This is a genomic window from Arthrobacter sp. Soil_N43 (genome assembly GCF_057655195.1).
Genome location: NZ_JBDGML010000053.1, coordinates 17024 through 30815, shown reverse-complemented (window position 1 = coordinate 30815; position 13792 = coordinate 17024). Strand labels below are relative to the sequence as shown.

16 protein-coding genes are annotated in these 13792 nt (G+C 66.7%); 12 read left to right on the top strand and 4 right to left on the bottom strand.

Going from position 1 to position 13792, the window contains the following annotated elements; genetic code table 11:
- Positions 1–214 precede the first annotated feature (214 nt).
- Complete coding sequence (locus AC3A3W_RS04305; protein WP_487440629.1) at positions 215–1105, bottom strand: ribonuclease Z; 891 nt, start codon at positions 1103–1105, stop codon at positions 215–217.
- 129 nt (positions 1106–1234) lie between these two features.
- Here AC3A3W_RS04305 and AC3A3W_RS04300 point away from each other — a divergent pair, with 129 nt between their 5' ends.
- Both AC3A3W_RS04300 and AC3A3W_RS04295 read left to right on the top strand, forming a co-directional pair.
- Positions 1235–2452, top strand: coding sequence for a pyridoxal phosphate-dependent aminotransferase (locus AC3A3W_RS04300; RefSeq protein ID WP_487440628.1), 1218 nt, complete (start codon positions 1235–1237; stop codon positions 2450–2452).
- A 412-nt stretch (positions 2453–2864) separates the two neighbouring features.
- Positions 2865–3527, top strand: a complete 663-nt coding sequence (locus AC3A3W_RS04295) for a DNA alkylation repair protein (RefSeq protein ID WP_487440627.1) — start codon at positions 2865–2867, stop codon at positions 3525–3527.
- Between the two features lie 4 nt (positions 3528–3531).
- On the opposite strand, the gene AC3A3W_RS04290 is transcribed toward AC3A3W_RS04295, so the two are convergent.
- Complete coding sequence (locus AC3A3W_RS04290) at positions 3532–4932, bottom strand: ammonium transporter (protein WP_487440633.1); 1401 nt, start codon at positions 4930–4932, stop codon at positions 3532–3534.
- 358 nt (positions 4933–5290) lie between these two features.
- Here AC3A3W_RS04290 and AC3A3W_RS04285 point away from each other — a divergent pair, with 358 nt between their 5' ends.
- The 9 genes from AC3A3W_RS04285 (at position 5291) to AC3A3W_RS04245 (ending at position 11603) form a co-directional block, all read left to right on the top strand.
- The gene (locus AC3A3W_RS04285) at positions 5291–5584 is read left to right on the top strand and encodes a hypothetical protein (protein WP_487440626.1); all 294 of its coding nucleotides are present in this window, start codon (positions 5291–5293) and stop codon (positions 5582–5584) included.
- Positions 5585–5592: 8 nt separating this feature from the next.
- Positions 5593–6039 (top strand): DUF1810 domain-containing protein, encoded by a 447-nt coding sequence (locus tag AC3A3W_RS04280; protein WP_487440625.1) that lies wholly within the window; start codon positions 5593–5595, stop codon positions 6037–6039.
- Between the two features lie 311 nt (positions 6040–6350).
- Entirely contained in the window at positions 6351–6527 is a 177-nt protein-coding gene (locus AC3A3W_RS04275) for a CsbD family protein (protein ID WP_205653990.1), read from the top strand.
- A gap of 130 nt (positions 6528–6657) precedes the next feature.
- Positions 6658–7179: an NUDIX domain-containing protein gene (locus tag AC3A3W_RS04270; protein ID WP_487440624.1), complete on the top strand. Its 522-nt coding sequence runs from the start codon at positions 6658–6660 to the stop codon at positions 7177–7179.
- Complete coding sequence (locus tag AC3A3W_RS04265; RefSeq protein ID WP_487440623.1) at positions 7176–7529, top strand: TraR/DksA family transcriptional regulator; 354 nt, start codon at positions 7176–7178, stop codon at positions 7527–7529. Before AC3A3W_RS04270 ends, AC3A3W_RS04265 begins: the two co-directional genes overlap by 4 nt.
- Positions 7530–7614: 85 nt before the next feature.
- The gene (locus tag AC3A3W_RS04260; RefSeq protein WP_487440622.1) at positions 7615–7803 is read left to right on the top strand and encodes a DUF1918 domain-containing protein; all 189 of its coding nucleotides are present in this window, start codon (positions 7615–7617) and stop codon (positions 7801–7803) included.
- An 8-nt stretch (positions 7804–7811) separates the two neighbouring features.
- The gene (locus tag AC3A3W_RS04255; protein ID WP_487440621.1) at positions 7812–8276 is read left to right on the top strand and encodes an LpqB family beta-propeller domain-containing protein; all 465 of its coding nucleotides are present in this window, start codon (positions 7812–7814) and stop codon (positions 8274–8276) included.
- A 4-nt stretch (positions 8277–8280) separates the two neighbouring features.
- Positions 8281–10011: a DUF5671 domain-containing protein gene (locus AC3A3W_RS04250; protein WP_487440620.1), complete on the top strand. Its 1731-nt coding sequence runs from the start codon at positions 8281–8283 to the stop codon at positions 10009–10011.
- Positions 10012–10145: 134 nt separating this feature from the next.
- On the top strand, positions 10146–11603 hold the full coding sequence (locus AC3A3W_RS04245; RefSeq protein WP_487440619.1) for an FAD-dependent monooxygenase: 1458 nt from the start codon (positions 10146–10148) through the stop codon (positions 11601–11603).
- 81 nt (positions 11604–11684) lie between these two features.
- Here AC3A3W_RS04245 and AC3A3W_RS04240 read toward each other — a convergent pair whose 3' ends face one another.
- Positions 11685–12386: an endonuclease/exonuclease/phosphatase family protein gene (locus AC3A3W_RS04240; protein ID WP_487440618.1), complete on the bottom strand. Its 702-nt coding sequence runs from the start codon at positions 12384–12386 to the stop codon at positions 11685–11687.
- Between the two features lie 181 nt (positions 12387–12567).
- Positions 12568–12858 carry a hypothetical protein gene (locus AC3A3W_RS04235; RefSeq protein WP_487440634.1) on the bottom strand — a complete coding sequence of 97 codons (291 nt, stop codon included), beginning with the start codon at positions 12856–12858 and terminating at the stop codon, positions 12568–12570.
- Positions 12859–12975: 117 nt separating this feature from the next.
- On the opposite strand from AC3A3W_RS04235, the gene AC3A3W_RS04230 reads away from it, so the two are divergent.
- Positions 12976–13779 carry a thioesterase family protein gene (locus AC3A3W_RS04230; protein ID WP_487440632.1) on the top strand — a complete coding sequence of 268 codons (804 nt, stop codon included), beginning with the start codon at positions 12976–12978 and terminating at the stop codon, positions 13777–13779.
- The last annotated feature ends 13 nt before the right edge of the window (positions 13780–13792 follow it).

Sequence of the window (13792 nt, the reverse complement as noted above, 5' to 3'; positions counted from 1 at the left end):
GGCGGCGAACACGGACATGAACACGCCGACTCCTGCGGCCCCCGCGAGAGCTCCGAGGCACGGCGTGCCAACATTCAACCCGACTCCATGTAGGCGCACACGAGTAGTGGGTACTCGTTTCAGGGGACCGCGTCTGAGTAGTCGCCCGAGAAACGGAACGACTACTACTTGCCGGGGCAGATCCTCATGGCCCGCGATGCGCGTCCCGGCTAGATCAGGACGATGCCCGCCGCCTGGGGAACCCGATCCTGTCGAGATCATTCGCCGCGATCACCGTTGCGCCGTCGGCCAGTGCCCTGGCCTGCTCGGCAAGGAGCCCGGTGTCCCCATAACGGGACGAGAAGTGGGTGAGGACCAGCGTGCCGACGCCGCCGGTGGCCGCCAGGCTGCCGGCCTGCCCTGCCGTGAGGTGGGCAAATTGCGCGGCCAAGGCGGCGTCCTCATCGCTGAACGTGGACTCGGCTACGAGCAGGTCTGCGCCGTCGGCCAGTGCTTCGGCACCCTCGCAAGGAGCGGTGTCCATGACAAAGGCAAAGCGCTGACCGCGCCGCGGCACGCTCACGTCCTCAAGCTGCACGCCGCGGACATAACCCTCGCGTTGCAGCCGCCCGATGTCCGGGCCGGTGATGTCCGCCGCCTCCAGCCTCTCGGGAAGAAGGCTGCGGCCGTCAGCTTCGGTCAGCCGGTAGCCGTAGGTTTCAACGCGGTGGCGCAGGGGCCGCACCTCCAGGCACGGTGCGATCTCCCCGGCTTCGGCGTGGGGCTGCAGCCGCAGATCCAAGCCGGGGGAGGCTACGGACACCAGCGCACGGACGAAGTCCTCGCCGGACGCGGGATAGTGCAGATAAACAGGGTGGGCGACTCTGTCCAGCACCATGCGTGACAGTACTCCGGGCAGCCCGTAGCAGTGATCTCCGTGGATGTGCGTGAGGCAGATGCGCGTGATTTGGGAGGCCGAGACTCCGGCATGGATCATTTGCCGCTGCGTACCCTCTCCTGGGTCGAAGAGCAGTCCCTCGCCGTCCCAGCACAACAGGTAGCCATTGTGGTTGCGGGTGCGCGTTGGCACCTGGGAGGCGGTGCCCAGTACAACCAGTTCACGCATGGAAATGAGTTTCTCACCGGTTATCCCAGGCAGGCTACCCGTTCCTCGTGCTCATGCGGGCTTCCGAACCTCGCGCACCCGCAACGGGTCAATCAGCGCCACACCGGGCGGTTTATGAAAAGATCAACCATGCGCCCGATGCAGCTTTCCAGCAAACTTCAGAACGTCCGCTATGAACTGCGGGGGCCCCTGCTCCAAACGGCGAAGCAAATGGAAGCCGAGGGACACCGGATTCTCAAAATGAATCTGGGGGATACCGCAGAATTCGGACTGGAAGCGCCCGAATCCGTGGTGGTGGACATGATCCATCATTTGCGGGGAGCCCAAGGGTACAGCGACTCCAAGGGAATCTTCTCGGCGCGCACGGCGATTTCCCAGTACTACCAGACCAAAGGCCTCCTGCAGATCGGCGTCGAGGACATCTTCATCGGCAACGGAGTCAGTGAGCTCATTTCCATGAGCCTGCAGGCGTTCATGGAAAACGGAGATGAAGTCCTCATCCCTGCTCCCGACTACCCGCTGTGGACCGCGGCTGTCGCACTCACAGGCGGCAAACCGGTGCACTACCTGTGCGACGAGGCCGAGAACTGGTGGCCGGACATGGCCGACGTCGAGTCAAAGATCACCCAGCGCACAAAAGCGATCGTCATCATCAACCCCAACAACCCCACCGGGGCCGTCTACCCCCGGCATGTCCTGGAGCAGTTCGCCGCCCTTGCCCGCAAGCACAACCTCGTGCTGTTCTCCGACGAGATCTACGAGAAAATCCGCTACGAGGACGCCGAGCACATCCACACAGCCTCCGTAGCCGAGGACGTCTGCTGCCTGACCTTCAGCGGACTTTCCAAGGCATACCGCATGCCGGGCTACCGCGCCGGCTGGGTGGCGGTCACCGGTCCGCACGCGGCGACGCTGGCGTACCGCGAAGGGCTCGAGCTGCTCGCTTCCCTCCGCCTGTGCCCCAATGTCCCGGCCCAGCACGCGATCCAAACCTGTCTGGGCGGCTACCAGAGCATCGACGCCCTGATCCGGCCCGGGGGGAGGCTGCGTGAACAGCGCGACCGTGCGCTCAAACTCCTGACAGCCATTCCGGGTGTCACCTGCGTGCCCGCCGCGGGAGCCATGTACCTCTTTCCGCGGCTCGACCCTGAGCTGTACCCGGTGAAGAATGACGAGCAGTTCGTCCTGGATCTGCTGCGGGACCAAAAGATCCTGGTGTCCCACGGAACGGCCTTCAACTGGCCACAGCCGGACCATTTCCGCTTCGTCATCCTGCCGTCCGTCGAGGACATCGAAGAAGCAGTGCGCAGGATTTCAACGTTCCTGGCCGCGTACCGGAACAGCTGACGGACGCCAGGTGGTCAACCGACCGGATGCCCGTGGTCGCAGGTTGTTTCGCCCGGCCGGACTTCATGCCCCTGGATGCACGTCACAGAAGGCGGCGGCGGAGTATCGTGCGCGAGGAAGAACAGACTGCTGCTGCCGTGGCTGAATTGGCTCTCTTCCCGCTGCAGCCACGAGAAGGCTTTCCGCCGGGGCTGTTTAGGCGCTTCTGAGTTCCCATGGTGTGGATGCAGGAACGGAATCTTGACCACGGCCACCTCGACCTTCCACCCTTGCGTCGCTGCTACCGCGCAGTGACAGAGCGCTCAGTGATAGAACGGTGCAATGAGTATAGGCGCGGGCGTCGGGTTGCAGAAGTGCCCGCTCGAAATGCAGTCAAAGGCCGACGGCGGCACCGCCGGCACAGGATAAACGGATGAGTGCGGCTGGCGAGTTCATCGACCGCGCCCTTCAGCGGGAAGGGGCATGGTACCGGGCGGACGAGATGCGCCGCGAGCATGGCGGGGGTGCCGGCGTTCGGCTTCAGTTCTACGGGTCCTCCGTAGGTGCGGTGCGCGGCGCAGTCCGTGATGCACTCCGCCGTCACCCCGACCTGGCGCACGATGACATCACCGCGTTGAGTTCTGAGCTATGGGCTGAGCCGGTTTTCGAACGACGCCTCGCAGCCGCGGTTCTCCTGCAATCCAGGGTGCGGCTTCTCACGAACTCGGACCTGACGCGCATTGAAGGCTTTGTCAGGACAGCCCGGCTGCGCGCCCTGGTCGACCTCCTGGCCGTCGACGTCGTTGGGCCGCTGATGGAGAACCTCGACGCCCAGGGCAGGGGCCGTGCTGACTCGGTGCTGGACCGATGGGCTCGCGAACCTGACGTGTGGCTGCGCCGGGCCGCCGTCCTGGCGCCGCTGCGTGCCCTGCGGGCTGGCGGCGGTGACTGGGACAGGTTCACACTACGGGCGGGGTCCATTCTGACGGAGCCTGCAGCTCCGGGACCCGACGGCGCGGCAGCCCGTGAGGCCGTTGCGCAAGTTCTCGATGAAGTGGCGGAAAGCCGGCCCGGGCTGCGGCTGTCGCGCGAGTAGTGGGTTAGGCGCCGACCTTCTCGAGCTCTTCGGCGGCCGGGGCCGCCGCCGTGGCGGCTTCCGCCTGCACGGCTTCCGGCTGGACGGGCGCAGCCTGGGACGACGCAGCCGTCCCCGTCGCCGTCGCCTGGACGTGCTGGTGAAGCGGGTGGAAGTGGCTGTGCGCCAGCGACCCGAACTCGTATGCGGTCTCGGCGTGCTCGGACAGATCGACGCCCGCGACCTCGTCCTCGTGGCTGACGCGGAAGCCGATGGTCTTGTGGATCGCGATGCCGATGACCGCCGTCATCAGGCCGGAGAGCCCGAGGGTGATGAGGACTGCAACGGTCTGCGCAATGAGCTGCTGGAAACCGCCGCCGTAGAAGAGGCCTCCGCCCACGCCGTCGACCGGCAAGGCGATGAAACCCAAAGCCAGGGTTCCGATGAGCCCGGCGCCGAGGTGGACTCCGACGACGTCGAGGGAGTCGTCGAAGCCGAACTTGTACTTCAGTTCCACGAACATGGCGCAGGCGAAGCCGGCCACCAGTCCCAGGCCCACCGCGGCGAGGGGGCTGATGTCCGCGCAGGACGGGGTGATGGCGACCAGGCCGGCGACGGCGCCGGACGCGGCGCCGAGGGAGGTCGGGTGGCCGTGGCGGACCTTCTCGGTGACGAGCCAGCTCAGCAGTGCGGCGGCAGGGGCCACCAGGGTATTGACCCAGATCAGTCCGGCCTGCTCGGCGGTGGTGGCGGCACCGGCGTTGAAGCCGAACCAGCCGAACCAAAGGAGGCCCGCGCCGAGCATGATGAACGGGACGTTATGCGGCCGGTGGCCGGGGTCCTTGCCGAATCCGTGGCGCTTGCCGACGATGAGAGCCAGGACCAGGGCCGCGATGCCGGAGCTGACTTCGACCACGGTGCCGCCGGCGAAGTCGATAACCTGGCCGAAGACCGCCGTGACCGCTCCGCCCTGGCTCATGAGTCCGCCGCCCCAGACCATAAAGGCCAGGGGGCAGTAGACCGCTGTGATCCACAGCGGAACGAAAATAACCCAGGCCGTGAACTTTGCCCGGTCGGCGATGGCACCGCTGATGAGTGCAACGGTGAGCATGGCGAACGTGGCGCTGTAGCCGGCTTTGATGAGGTCGGTACCCGCAAGGTTGGTGAGCCCGAAGCTGGCGAAGGGATTGCCGAAGAGGCCCATGATGCCTTCGCCGCCACTCATCGAGTAGCCCCAAAGGACCCAGACGACTCCGACGATGCCTGCCGAGACGAAGCTCATCATGATCATGTTGAGTGACGCCTTCGCCCGTGTCATGCCCCCGTAGAACAGGCCCAGGGCAGGGGTCATGAGCAGCACGAGTGCCGTCGACAGCATTATCCAGATGTTTCCAGCAGTGAGTTCCACCAGCGGGTCCCTTCGCATCACCTTAGCCAACCGGGCTCCATTGATGCCCGCCGCTTTCCCCCTGGTCGATACTGGTCGACGTTTGTTTCAGGGCGTGGCTGGTCAAGTTACGTCAAAGTTTCGGAAACGTGCCCTACGTAAAGCCCGCGTGACCGATCTGTTTCGTGGATGTTAACGGGACCCCGCCGCGTGTCCCCGTTGCGGCCTGCCCGCGCCGTTTTGGTCCTGGAAACAAAAGAGCACAGGGATGGGCCCGGTGAGATCCGGCCAGAAACTGCCGCATTACGGCCGGATGAATGGATCCTCACCGGAATGAGGGCGTACTGGGTCCCGTCCGGGGATTGACCACCGCTGCGGGCCGCGCCCACGATGGGGTATGACTGATTCCGCAGCCACCGGCGCTGACTATTTCGACGATGAGCCCGAATCGGGTACCGATGCCGGCCCGGGCGGAACCCCCGGGTCCGGAACCGGCGGGCAGGGCGCGGAGGGTCAGAAGACGGTGGAGCACATCGCCGAGGAAATCCGTGACGACATCCGGCTCGGCCATGTGGTCGACGATGACGTCAACCATGTCCTGCAGGAGCGCTTGGACGGTGCCGGCATCGCCATGCGCCCGGAGGATGTGGATACCTTGGCCGAGGAGATCGAGCGGGACGCATCAACGTAGGAGCTGCAGTGGAGGACCCCTTTGACCTTGACCGCTTCGTGACGGCCCAAAACAGTGGCGGCACCTATGAACAGGCGCTCGCCGAGCTGCAGACCGGCAGCAAGCGAAGCCACTGGATGTGGTTCATATTTCCCCAGATCGCAGGACTTGGGCAGAGCGCCACCTCCAGGAAGTATGCGATCCGCTCCCTGGAGGAAGCAGCTGCCTATCTGCAGCACCCCGTCCTGGGGCCGCGGCTGATCGAGTGCACCGTCACCGTCGGTGCGCTCAAGGACCAAACGGCAGAAGAAGTTTTTGGCCGCATCGATGCCAGGAAGCTGCATTCGTCCGCGACCCTGTTCCTCCGCGCGGCGCCGGGGGAGACGGCCTTCAAACAGGTACTCAGCCGCTTCTTCGACGGAGAGCCTGACGCCGCCACGGACGAGCTGCTGAAGAAGCAGCGCGACAGCGACTGAAGGTGGATCGGGCGGGTGGTTGCCGGGCCCGGCGCGTCAGGGGGGATAGAGCGCGCCGGGACCCGGCAGTCCTTCATCAACGGGTCGCGGCTCCCTTGTTCTTCAGGACACGACCAGTCTCCCTGCTGCGTCTTGGGAAAAGCCCGGCCCCCGGACCTGAACTAGTGGTGGCGCCGGACCCCGCAAATAGGGGGTGTTCCCAAGGTTTTGCGGGGACGCCTCTTGTCCTTCACCGGGCTGTCCGGCGGTCCTACACTTGAAGCACGAGCCTGCCCGCAGCCAGCGGGCTACGCGGACGGAAGGACAGTGTCATGGGTCTGGACGACAAGATTGATCACGCAGCCGAGAAGCTGGGTGGCAAGGCCAAGGAAGGCGCCGGCAAGGCCAGGGACGATGAAGGCCTGGAAGCCGAGGGCAAGGCCGATCAGGCCAAGGCTGACCTCAAGCAGGCCGGCGAAAAGGTCAAGGATGCCTTCAAGCACGACTGACCTGGCTTAACCCGAAGCCCTGCCTGCCGCTGCAGGCGGGGCTTCCCGCTGCAACCGGGCGCAAGCGTCTCGGAAATCAGGAGTAGCCGGAGACTCATCAAAGCAGCGTCCCATGGGGCAGACTGGGACGATGGAGAAGATCGTGCCTGCCCCGCCCGGAGACCCTCGCCGCCCGCTTGGTCCTCGCGACCCGGGCGACGCCTGGGTGGAGGGCGACCGCGGAAGGTTCTGGGGACGCTTTGGATCCGCCGGGCTACTGGCCCACGACCCCGCGAAAGGCATCCTGCTGCAGCACCGCGCCGTCTGGAGCGATCACGGCGGAACCTGGGGCCTGCCCGGCGGCGCGCTCCACCAAGGCGAGGATCCCGTCACCGGCGCGCTGCGCGAAGCCTTTGAGGAAGCCGCTGTCCCGGAGGGAAACGTCAGGGTCCTGTTTACTTCCGTTTTCGACGTCGGCTACTGGTCCTACACCACGGTCGCCGTCCGGGTGGTGGAGCCTTTCGAGCCGGCCATCACCGACCCCGAGAGCATCGAACTGAGATGGATCCCGCTGGGGAACGTGGCACGCCTCAACCTGCATCCCGCCTTCGCCGCGTCCTGGCCCGCTCTCAGTGGCAGACTGCTCGACCACGAACGGGCCGGGGCCTCATGATTGACAGCGGGCGGTTCCGAATCCTCCTGGAAGAGGAACGGGCCAGGAAACTCGCCCTGCTGCCCGCGCTCAGTGCAGACATAGCCTCGGCCAACGCGGCCCGGCAGAACTCGAACGTGGACGATGAACACGATCCCGAAGGTGCCACGATCGCCTTCGAACTGTCCCAGGCATCGGCGCTGCTGGACCAGAGCAGGTCCGGACTTGCCCAGGTCGAGGCCGCCTTGGCCCGGATCGCCGCCGGCACGTACGGCTTGTGTGCGGTATGCGGGGAACAGATCGCGGAGGGCAGGCTTGAAGCCCGGCCTTGGACGCCGTTTTGCATCCTGCATGCGAGAGGCAAAGCCTGAGCCGGCCGAGGTTGAAATATCGGGCCCGCAGGCTGTTCCGAAGCCGGGACGGAAACCGTACGCTAGGGGCTGGGAGGTGATTGCCATGCAGGCAAGCCAGGGAGACCGCATCATCATCCACGGCAGGACGGTGGAGTCGTCGGACCGTCACGGTGAGATTCTCGAAGTCCGCGGCCCCGACGGAGCACCGCCGTACTTCGTCCGCTTTGACGACGGGCACGAGACGATTATGTATCCCGGCGGCGACTTCACCGTCGAGCGCCGCGCCACGTAGCGCACGGAATGAGCGCACCCGCGGGGCGGCCCGACCGGATCCTGATTAGTGTCCTGTCCGTCATTGCCTGCCTCGTGCTGGCGGCGCTGGCTGCCGTCTTCTTCCGTGGCCAGCCGGAACCATTGGACGAGGGCACACCCGCTGGAGTTGTGCAGCGCTACGCCGCAGCGGTACTTGACGGCGACGAAACCACCGCGGCAGGCTACCTGGCAGCGCGGTCCCCGCGGCAATGTGGCCCGGCAGAGCGCCCTGCCAGGAGCGGGCTGCGGGTCACGCTCGTGTCGACGACCGAACGCGCCGACTCCGCCGACGTCCGCGTGGCCATTGCGGTTTCGAACGGAGCCGGTCCCTTCGGGAGCCAGGAGTATGAAACCGAGGACGTGTTCGACCTCGTCAAGGTCGGCGGGCGGTGGCTCGTGGAAACCGCACCCTGGCAGCTCACCATCTGTCCGGCCCCAGCCGTGAGGCCGTGATCCCGTGAGCACCGTCCGGCCCGAGACGGCCCCGCCACCGCACGCGGCACTGACCACGGTCCGCCGCCTCATACTGTTCCTGCTCCTGTTTGCCCTCGTCCTGATCGGCACATCGGGGCTGAGCGGCCTGCTGGGGCGGCTGTTCTCCAGTGGAACCTCGCTCGCGGAGCGCGACGTCGGCGGGCTCGCGCGGTCGCTCGCCTTCGCTCTCGTCGGCGGCACGCTCGCGGCCATCCTCTGGTGGCTGGTGTGGCGACGGCTGAGCGAGAGCGGGGAACGGTCTGCGCTGTCCTGGGGACTCTACGTCTCCGGCGTCTACGTGGTCGCCCTCATTACCTTCACCACTGCACTTCTCGGGCTGGCGTCGTCGGCCATCGGCGGGGACCCACCGCAGTGGTATTCGGCAGCAGCCGCAGGCCTGGTGTGGGCCCTGGTGTGGGCGTGGCACCGGTGGATGTGGCTGCATCCGGCCAAAGGACCCAGCCGTATGGCCGGCGTGCCCCTTGTGGTGGGCTCGGTGTTCGGGCTGCTGATAGGCGCAGGCGGGGCTGCCACGGCCCTGGGCAACCTCTTCGATGCCGGACTTCAGGGATTCACCGGCACGCCGTCCCTCGGGAACCCTTGGTGGGTTCCGGTGCTGCAGTCGCTCGTCTGGGCAGCCGGGGGAGCCGTGGTCTGGTGGTGGCACTGGATCCGTGGCCGCGGACTGCACCTCACAACGGGGCTGGCCAACGTGGCCCTTGCCGTCGTCGGCGTTCTTGGGGGCTGCATCCTCGCCCTTTCCGGCGCGGTCGCGGAGCTGTTCGTGCTGCTCCGGTTGGCCTTTGACCGGTCCGGCCCGCTCCCGCAGCTGTTGGAACCTCTTGGCCCCGCCGTGGCGGCGGCGGCGGTCGGCTGCGTGGTCTGGCGCTATCACGCCGCGCTCGCCGGGCACCGGTCAGGCGCCATGCGCCAGGCATCGCGGCTGCTGGCGGCCGGCGCCGCGTTGGTCGCCGCGGCCTCCGGCATAGGCGTGGTGGTCAACGCGGCGCTCGGGCTGGCAGAAACCGCGCTGGCGGGAACAGGCACCCGGACGCTGCTGTTGGGCGGCATCAGCGCCCTGGCAGTGGGCGGTCCGGTGTGGTGGCAGGTGTGGGATCCGCTGCACCAGCGGAACCTGGAGCAGTCCGGGCAGCGGGGTCAGCGCATTTACCTGGTGGTGGTTTTCGGTATCAGTGCCGTGGTGGCCCTCATTGCGCTGCTGGTGATCGGCTACCAGGCGTTTGAACATCTCCTCGATGCCTCCGGCCGGGGCAGCCTGCTCGGGAGGGTGCGCGCCCCGCTGGGCGTGCTGACGGCCACGGGACTCGTCGCGGCCTATCACTACGGTGTCTGGCGGCGGGAACGGACGGTCTCGCCGCCGACGGAGCCCGCCCCGCAGTCTGGGGCGCCGGGGGAGCCCGACCTCAGCGGCGGAATCGGCGAGGTGATTCTCGTGGCCGGCACCGATCCTGTTCCGCTGTGCCGCGCAATACGCGAGGCCAGCGGCGCTGAGGTCACGGTGTGGGAAAGGGCCGACGGCGGTGCTGCCGCCCCGGGAACCGGCACAGCACCGGATCCGGAGGACCTGGTGCGGGCGTTGAACGGCGTGAGCGGCGAGCGTGTGCTGGTTGTCATAGGCCGGGACGGCCGGATTGACGTTGTCCCTTTGGCGGACGGCGCCGCGAGCCTAGACGGGACGCTCTCCGATCAGTAACTGCTACATGCCGTCCTCCATTTCCAATCTATCGCGCACATGGGGGCTTGCGGCAAGGCCCCCGTCATGCCTCAAACTGGCTCGGACGTGCGCGGAAGAGTTGCACGGGAATGCCTTGGAGGGGCGGGGTTGTGATGGTGGATGTGATCGTTGCCGGAGGCGGACCGACCGGGATGATGGTTGCCGGTGAGCTGACGCTGGCGGGGGTGGACGCCGCGATCGTGGAGCGCCGCCCGACGCCGGAGCTGGTGGGCTCGCGGGCGGGCGGGTTCCACTCGCGGACCATCGAAATCCTCGATCAGCGCGGTATTGCCGACCGGTTCCTCGCCGAGGGCCAGCCCGTTCAGGCGGCGTTCTTCGGGAACACGAAGCTGGACGTGAGCGACTTTCCCACGCGGCACCCCTACACGCTCGGTCTGTGGCAGAACCATATTGAGCGGATCCTGGCCGGCTGGATCGAGGAGCTGGGTGTGCCGGTCCATCGGGGGCTCGAGATGGCCGGCTTCGCCCAGGATGACAGCGGGGTCGAGGTGCATCTCAACGACGGCGCGCCGATGCATGCGCTGTACCTGGTCGGAGCCGACGGCGGACGAAGTGCTGTCCGCAAGACAGCCGGCATCGACTTCCCCGGCTGGGATGCGACGAGGAGCAGCCTGATCGCCGAAGTGGAGGTGACCGAGGAGACGCCCGCGGGCATCCTCATCGACGAGGTGGGCATCCACGGGTTGCACCTGATGGAGGACGGGCGGACCACCCGGGTGGTGGTGACCGAGAAGCAACTCGGGTCGGCGACCGAGCCCACCCTGGCCGACCTTGGCAAGGCGCTGACCGAGATTTATGGCACCGACTTCGGGGTCCACACTCCGACATGGATCTCGCGGTTCACCGATGCCACGCGGCAGGCCGCGACCTACCGCAGCGGCCGCGTGCTGCTGGCCGGGGACGCCGCGCACATTCATTCTCCTTCGGGCGGGCAGGGGATAGGGCTCGGCATCCAGGACGCCGTGAACCTTGGCTGGAAGCTCGCCCAGGTGGTCAAGGGCATCGCGCCGGAAAGCCTGCTGGACACCTATCACGCCGAGCGGTACCCCGCAGGGTCCCGCGCGCTGAAGCACACGATGGCGCAGTCAATCATGCAGCGGGCCGACCCGCGCGTCGGCGCGCTGGCTGACACGGTAACCGGCCTGCTGACGATCGATGAGGCCCGGAAGCAGCTGGGCGGTCTCATTTCCGGCCTGGACGTCCGCTACGACATCGGTGAGGGGCACCCGCTGATCGGGCGCCGCATGCCCGATCTCGACGTCGTCACCGGCACCGGCCCGCTGCGGGTGTTCACCCTCCTGCACGATGCCCGCGCGGTGCTGCTCAACCTCGGCGCGCCGGGCAGCATCGATGCGGGGCGTTGGGCGGACCGGGTGCGGCTGGTGGACGCCACGTACGACGGCGGGTGGGAGCTTCCGGTGATCGGTGCGGTCAGCGCTCCTGCGGCCGTGTTGATCCGGCCCGACGGGCATGTGGCGTGGACGGGAGACGGGACCCAGCAGGGGCTGGAGGACGCTTTGGCCCGCTGGTTCGGGCCTGCGCGGCCCTGACCGCCCCGCCATGTGGATGGCGAAGGCCGTCAGAAAAGCCGACGCACGCAAGTGTGACGGCAGGCTGCGCCCACCGCTGCGTCAGGAGACTGGCTGCCTGAGCGGTGAGCGGTCCTGCCCGTATTCCGCCGTGACAAGAATCGGCAGGTGATCTGACTTCCCGCGGGGGAGAGTCTCCACGCTTTCGATATCCAGCCCCAGGGACGTGGCGAAGTCGAAGTGTCCCTTAAAGACCTTGTAGCGCGTGTAGGTTCTGCGGTTGCTGAGCGACAGGGCGTAGCCGGCGTCCTTCATGTGCGCATGCAGGCTCTTGGTGAAGAACGGGTAATTAAAGTCCCCGACCATCAGAGTCATGAGTCCGCTGCCCATGCTTAGCAGCTCCGCGTGCGCCGCATGGATCTGCTTCCGGCGCAGTGAGTTGGAGGCGGTCAGCGGGGCTGCGTGAAATGAGCCGATGACCAGTTCATGGTCCGTCTCGTTGTCCACCATCCGGGTGCCGATGAGGCGCTCGTGCGCGGGTGCCATGACATGGTCGTGCATGGACTTCTTCAGCGCAAAGGTCTTGGTCTCCAAGGCTGTGAACCGCTCCGTGCGGTAGTAGATGGCCAGTCCGAGCCTGTTGCCTTTGGTGAAGTCGGCCAGGTGCAGGGGACCGAGGGTTTTCGGCAGGTCCGCGGAATCACATTCCTGGAGGCAGAGGGCATCGATTCCGAAATTGCGGGCCAGGTTGACCAGCTCCCCGCTGGCTTTGTGCTTGCGGAGGTTGTAGCTAATTACTCGCATTAGTGGAACACCGCTTCCGAGGGCTGCTAGAAGGACCTGGCTCCGAGTCTACCCAGAAAATCCCTTGGCGACCGGTAGATTAACGTCCGGCTATCGTCCGCCGGGACCGCGCCCCCTGCGTGTATTCGCCGGCCGTGACCGTGCCCTGCTGCCCGGCGCCGTCCAGGGATCCCTCGCCCAATCACGCGTCCACCCGGGCGGTTCCCCGGTCTAGACGTGCACGCCGGACTGCGTCGAGCTGGTGCCGGGGTGACCGCCATACCGGCGCTGCCCGCGGCGGCCAGGGTCCCGCCGCTGACCGCCAGGTCGCCGTTGACATCAGCACCCCGCCGGAGACGCTCACCCAGTAGTCGCCCACCACGGTGCTGGCGCCGTCCTTGAGCGTGACGGCCACTTCCGAGGCGGCATCCCAGGTGAGGTAGCTCCTCGGCGGTGGTGGTTGTTTCGTCGTAAACCGTGATGGTTCCGTCACGGTAGAAGGCGAGCCCCTGGCGGGCACCTTTTGGAAGGTCATGCACACGGCCCGCGGGACTGTCGCGCTCGCGGTAGGGTGATCGCGGATTCGTTTACTGTTTCGAAAGGGTCAATGTTGACTGCTGCACTGCCGGAACTCGCCGAAGGAGACTTCTATTACCAGGATCTGGGCGGGGGCCACTTCCGCTCCACGATTCACGCACAGGGGGCCTGGAACGAGCATGAACAGCACATGGCGCCGGCCGCCGGGCTGCTCGCCGACCGGCTGGAACGGCATGAGCCACGCGGCGACATGCGGATGGCACGCCTCAGCTACGAGATCCTCGGCCTGATTCCCGGCGGCGGCTTCGAGATCGTCACCACGACACTCCGCCCCGGCCGGACCATCGAACTCCTGCAGGCAGAACTCGTGGCTGCCGGACGCGCCATCATCCGGGCGACGGCCTGGCGGATGATCACCAGTGACACGTCCGCCGTCGCCGCCGTCGAAGACGCTGTTATCCCCTCACCCCATGACTGCAAACCCTATGACGGCGCCAGCGTCTGGCCCGGCGGGTACATCCGGTCGCTCGAGATGAGGGTGGCCGACGGGCACCGACCCGGCTCCGGCAAGGTCTGGCTGCGCACTGACCATCCGCTGACGGACCGGTCGGACAGCACCGACATGGCCCGGCTGATGGGGCTGGTGGACACAGCGAACGGCATTGCCGCCCGGGTGCCGCCGGGCAGGGACAGCTACGCCTTCCCCAACCTGGACCTGCAGATCCACATGTATCGCCGGCCGGAGGGCGAATGGCTGGGGCTCGACAACGCGGTCTCCTTCGGAGCGGACGGGATCGGGCTCACGTCAACCGTGCTGCATGACCTGGTCGGGCCGTTTGGCCGCGCGGAACAGATCCTGACGCTGCGGAGGAGCTGAGCTTCGAAAAACC

Coding starts and splice junctions, on each gene's coding strand:
- AC3A3W_RS04295 (WP_487440627.1), top strand. CDS start 2,865: ATGAGTGCGGCTGGCGAGTTCATCGACCGCGCCCTTCAGCGGGAAGGG.
- AC3A3W_RS04245 (WP_487440619.1), top strand. CDS start 10,146: ATGGTGGATGTGATCGTTGCCGGAGGCGGACCGACCGGGATGATGGTT.
- AC3A3W_RS04305 (WP_487440629.1), bottom strand. CDS start 1,105: ATGCGTGAACTGGTTGTACTGGGCACCGCCTCCCAGGTGCCAACGCGC.
- AC3A3W_RS04260 (WP_487440622.1), top strand. CDS start 7,615: ATGCAGGCAAGCCAGGGAGACCGCATCATCATCCACGGCAGGACGGTG.
- AC3A3W_RS04240 (WP_487440618.1), bottom strand. CDS start 12,386: ATGCGAGTAATTAGCTACAACCTCCGCAAGCACAAAGCCAGCGGGGAG.
- AC3A3W_RS04285 (WP_487440626.1), top strand. CDS start 5,291: ATGACTGATTCCGCAGCCACCGGCGCTGACTATTTCGACGATGAGCCC.
- AC3A3W_RS04265 (WP_487440623.1), top strand. CDS start 7,176: ATGATTGACAGCGGGCGGTTCCGAATCCTCCTGGAAGAGGAACGGGCC.
- AC3A3W_RS04270 (WP_487440624.1), top strand. CDS start 6,658: ATGGAGAAGATCGTGCCTGCCCCGCCCGGAGACCCTCGCCGCCCGCTT.
- AC3A3W_RS04290 (WP_487440633.1), bottom strand. CDS start 4,932: ATGCGAAGGGACCCGCTGGTGGAACTCACTGCTGGAAACATCTGGATA.
- AC3A3W_RS04300 (WP_487440628.1), top strand. CDS start 1,235: ATGCGCCCGATGCAGCTTTCCAGCAAACTTCAGAACGTCCGCTATGAA.
- AC3A3W_RS04275 (WP_205653990.1), top strand. CDS start 6,351: ATGGGTCTGGACGACAAGATTGATCACGCAGCCGAGAAGCTGGGTGGC.
- AC3A3W_RS04255 (WP_487440621.1), top strand. CDS start 7,812: ATGAGCGCACCCGCGGGGCGGCCCGACCGGATCCTGATTAGTGTCCTG.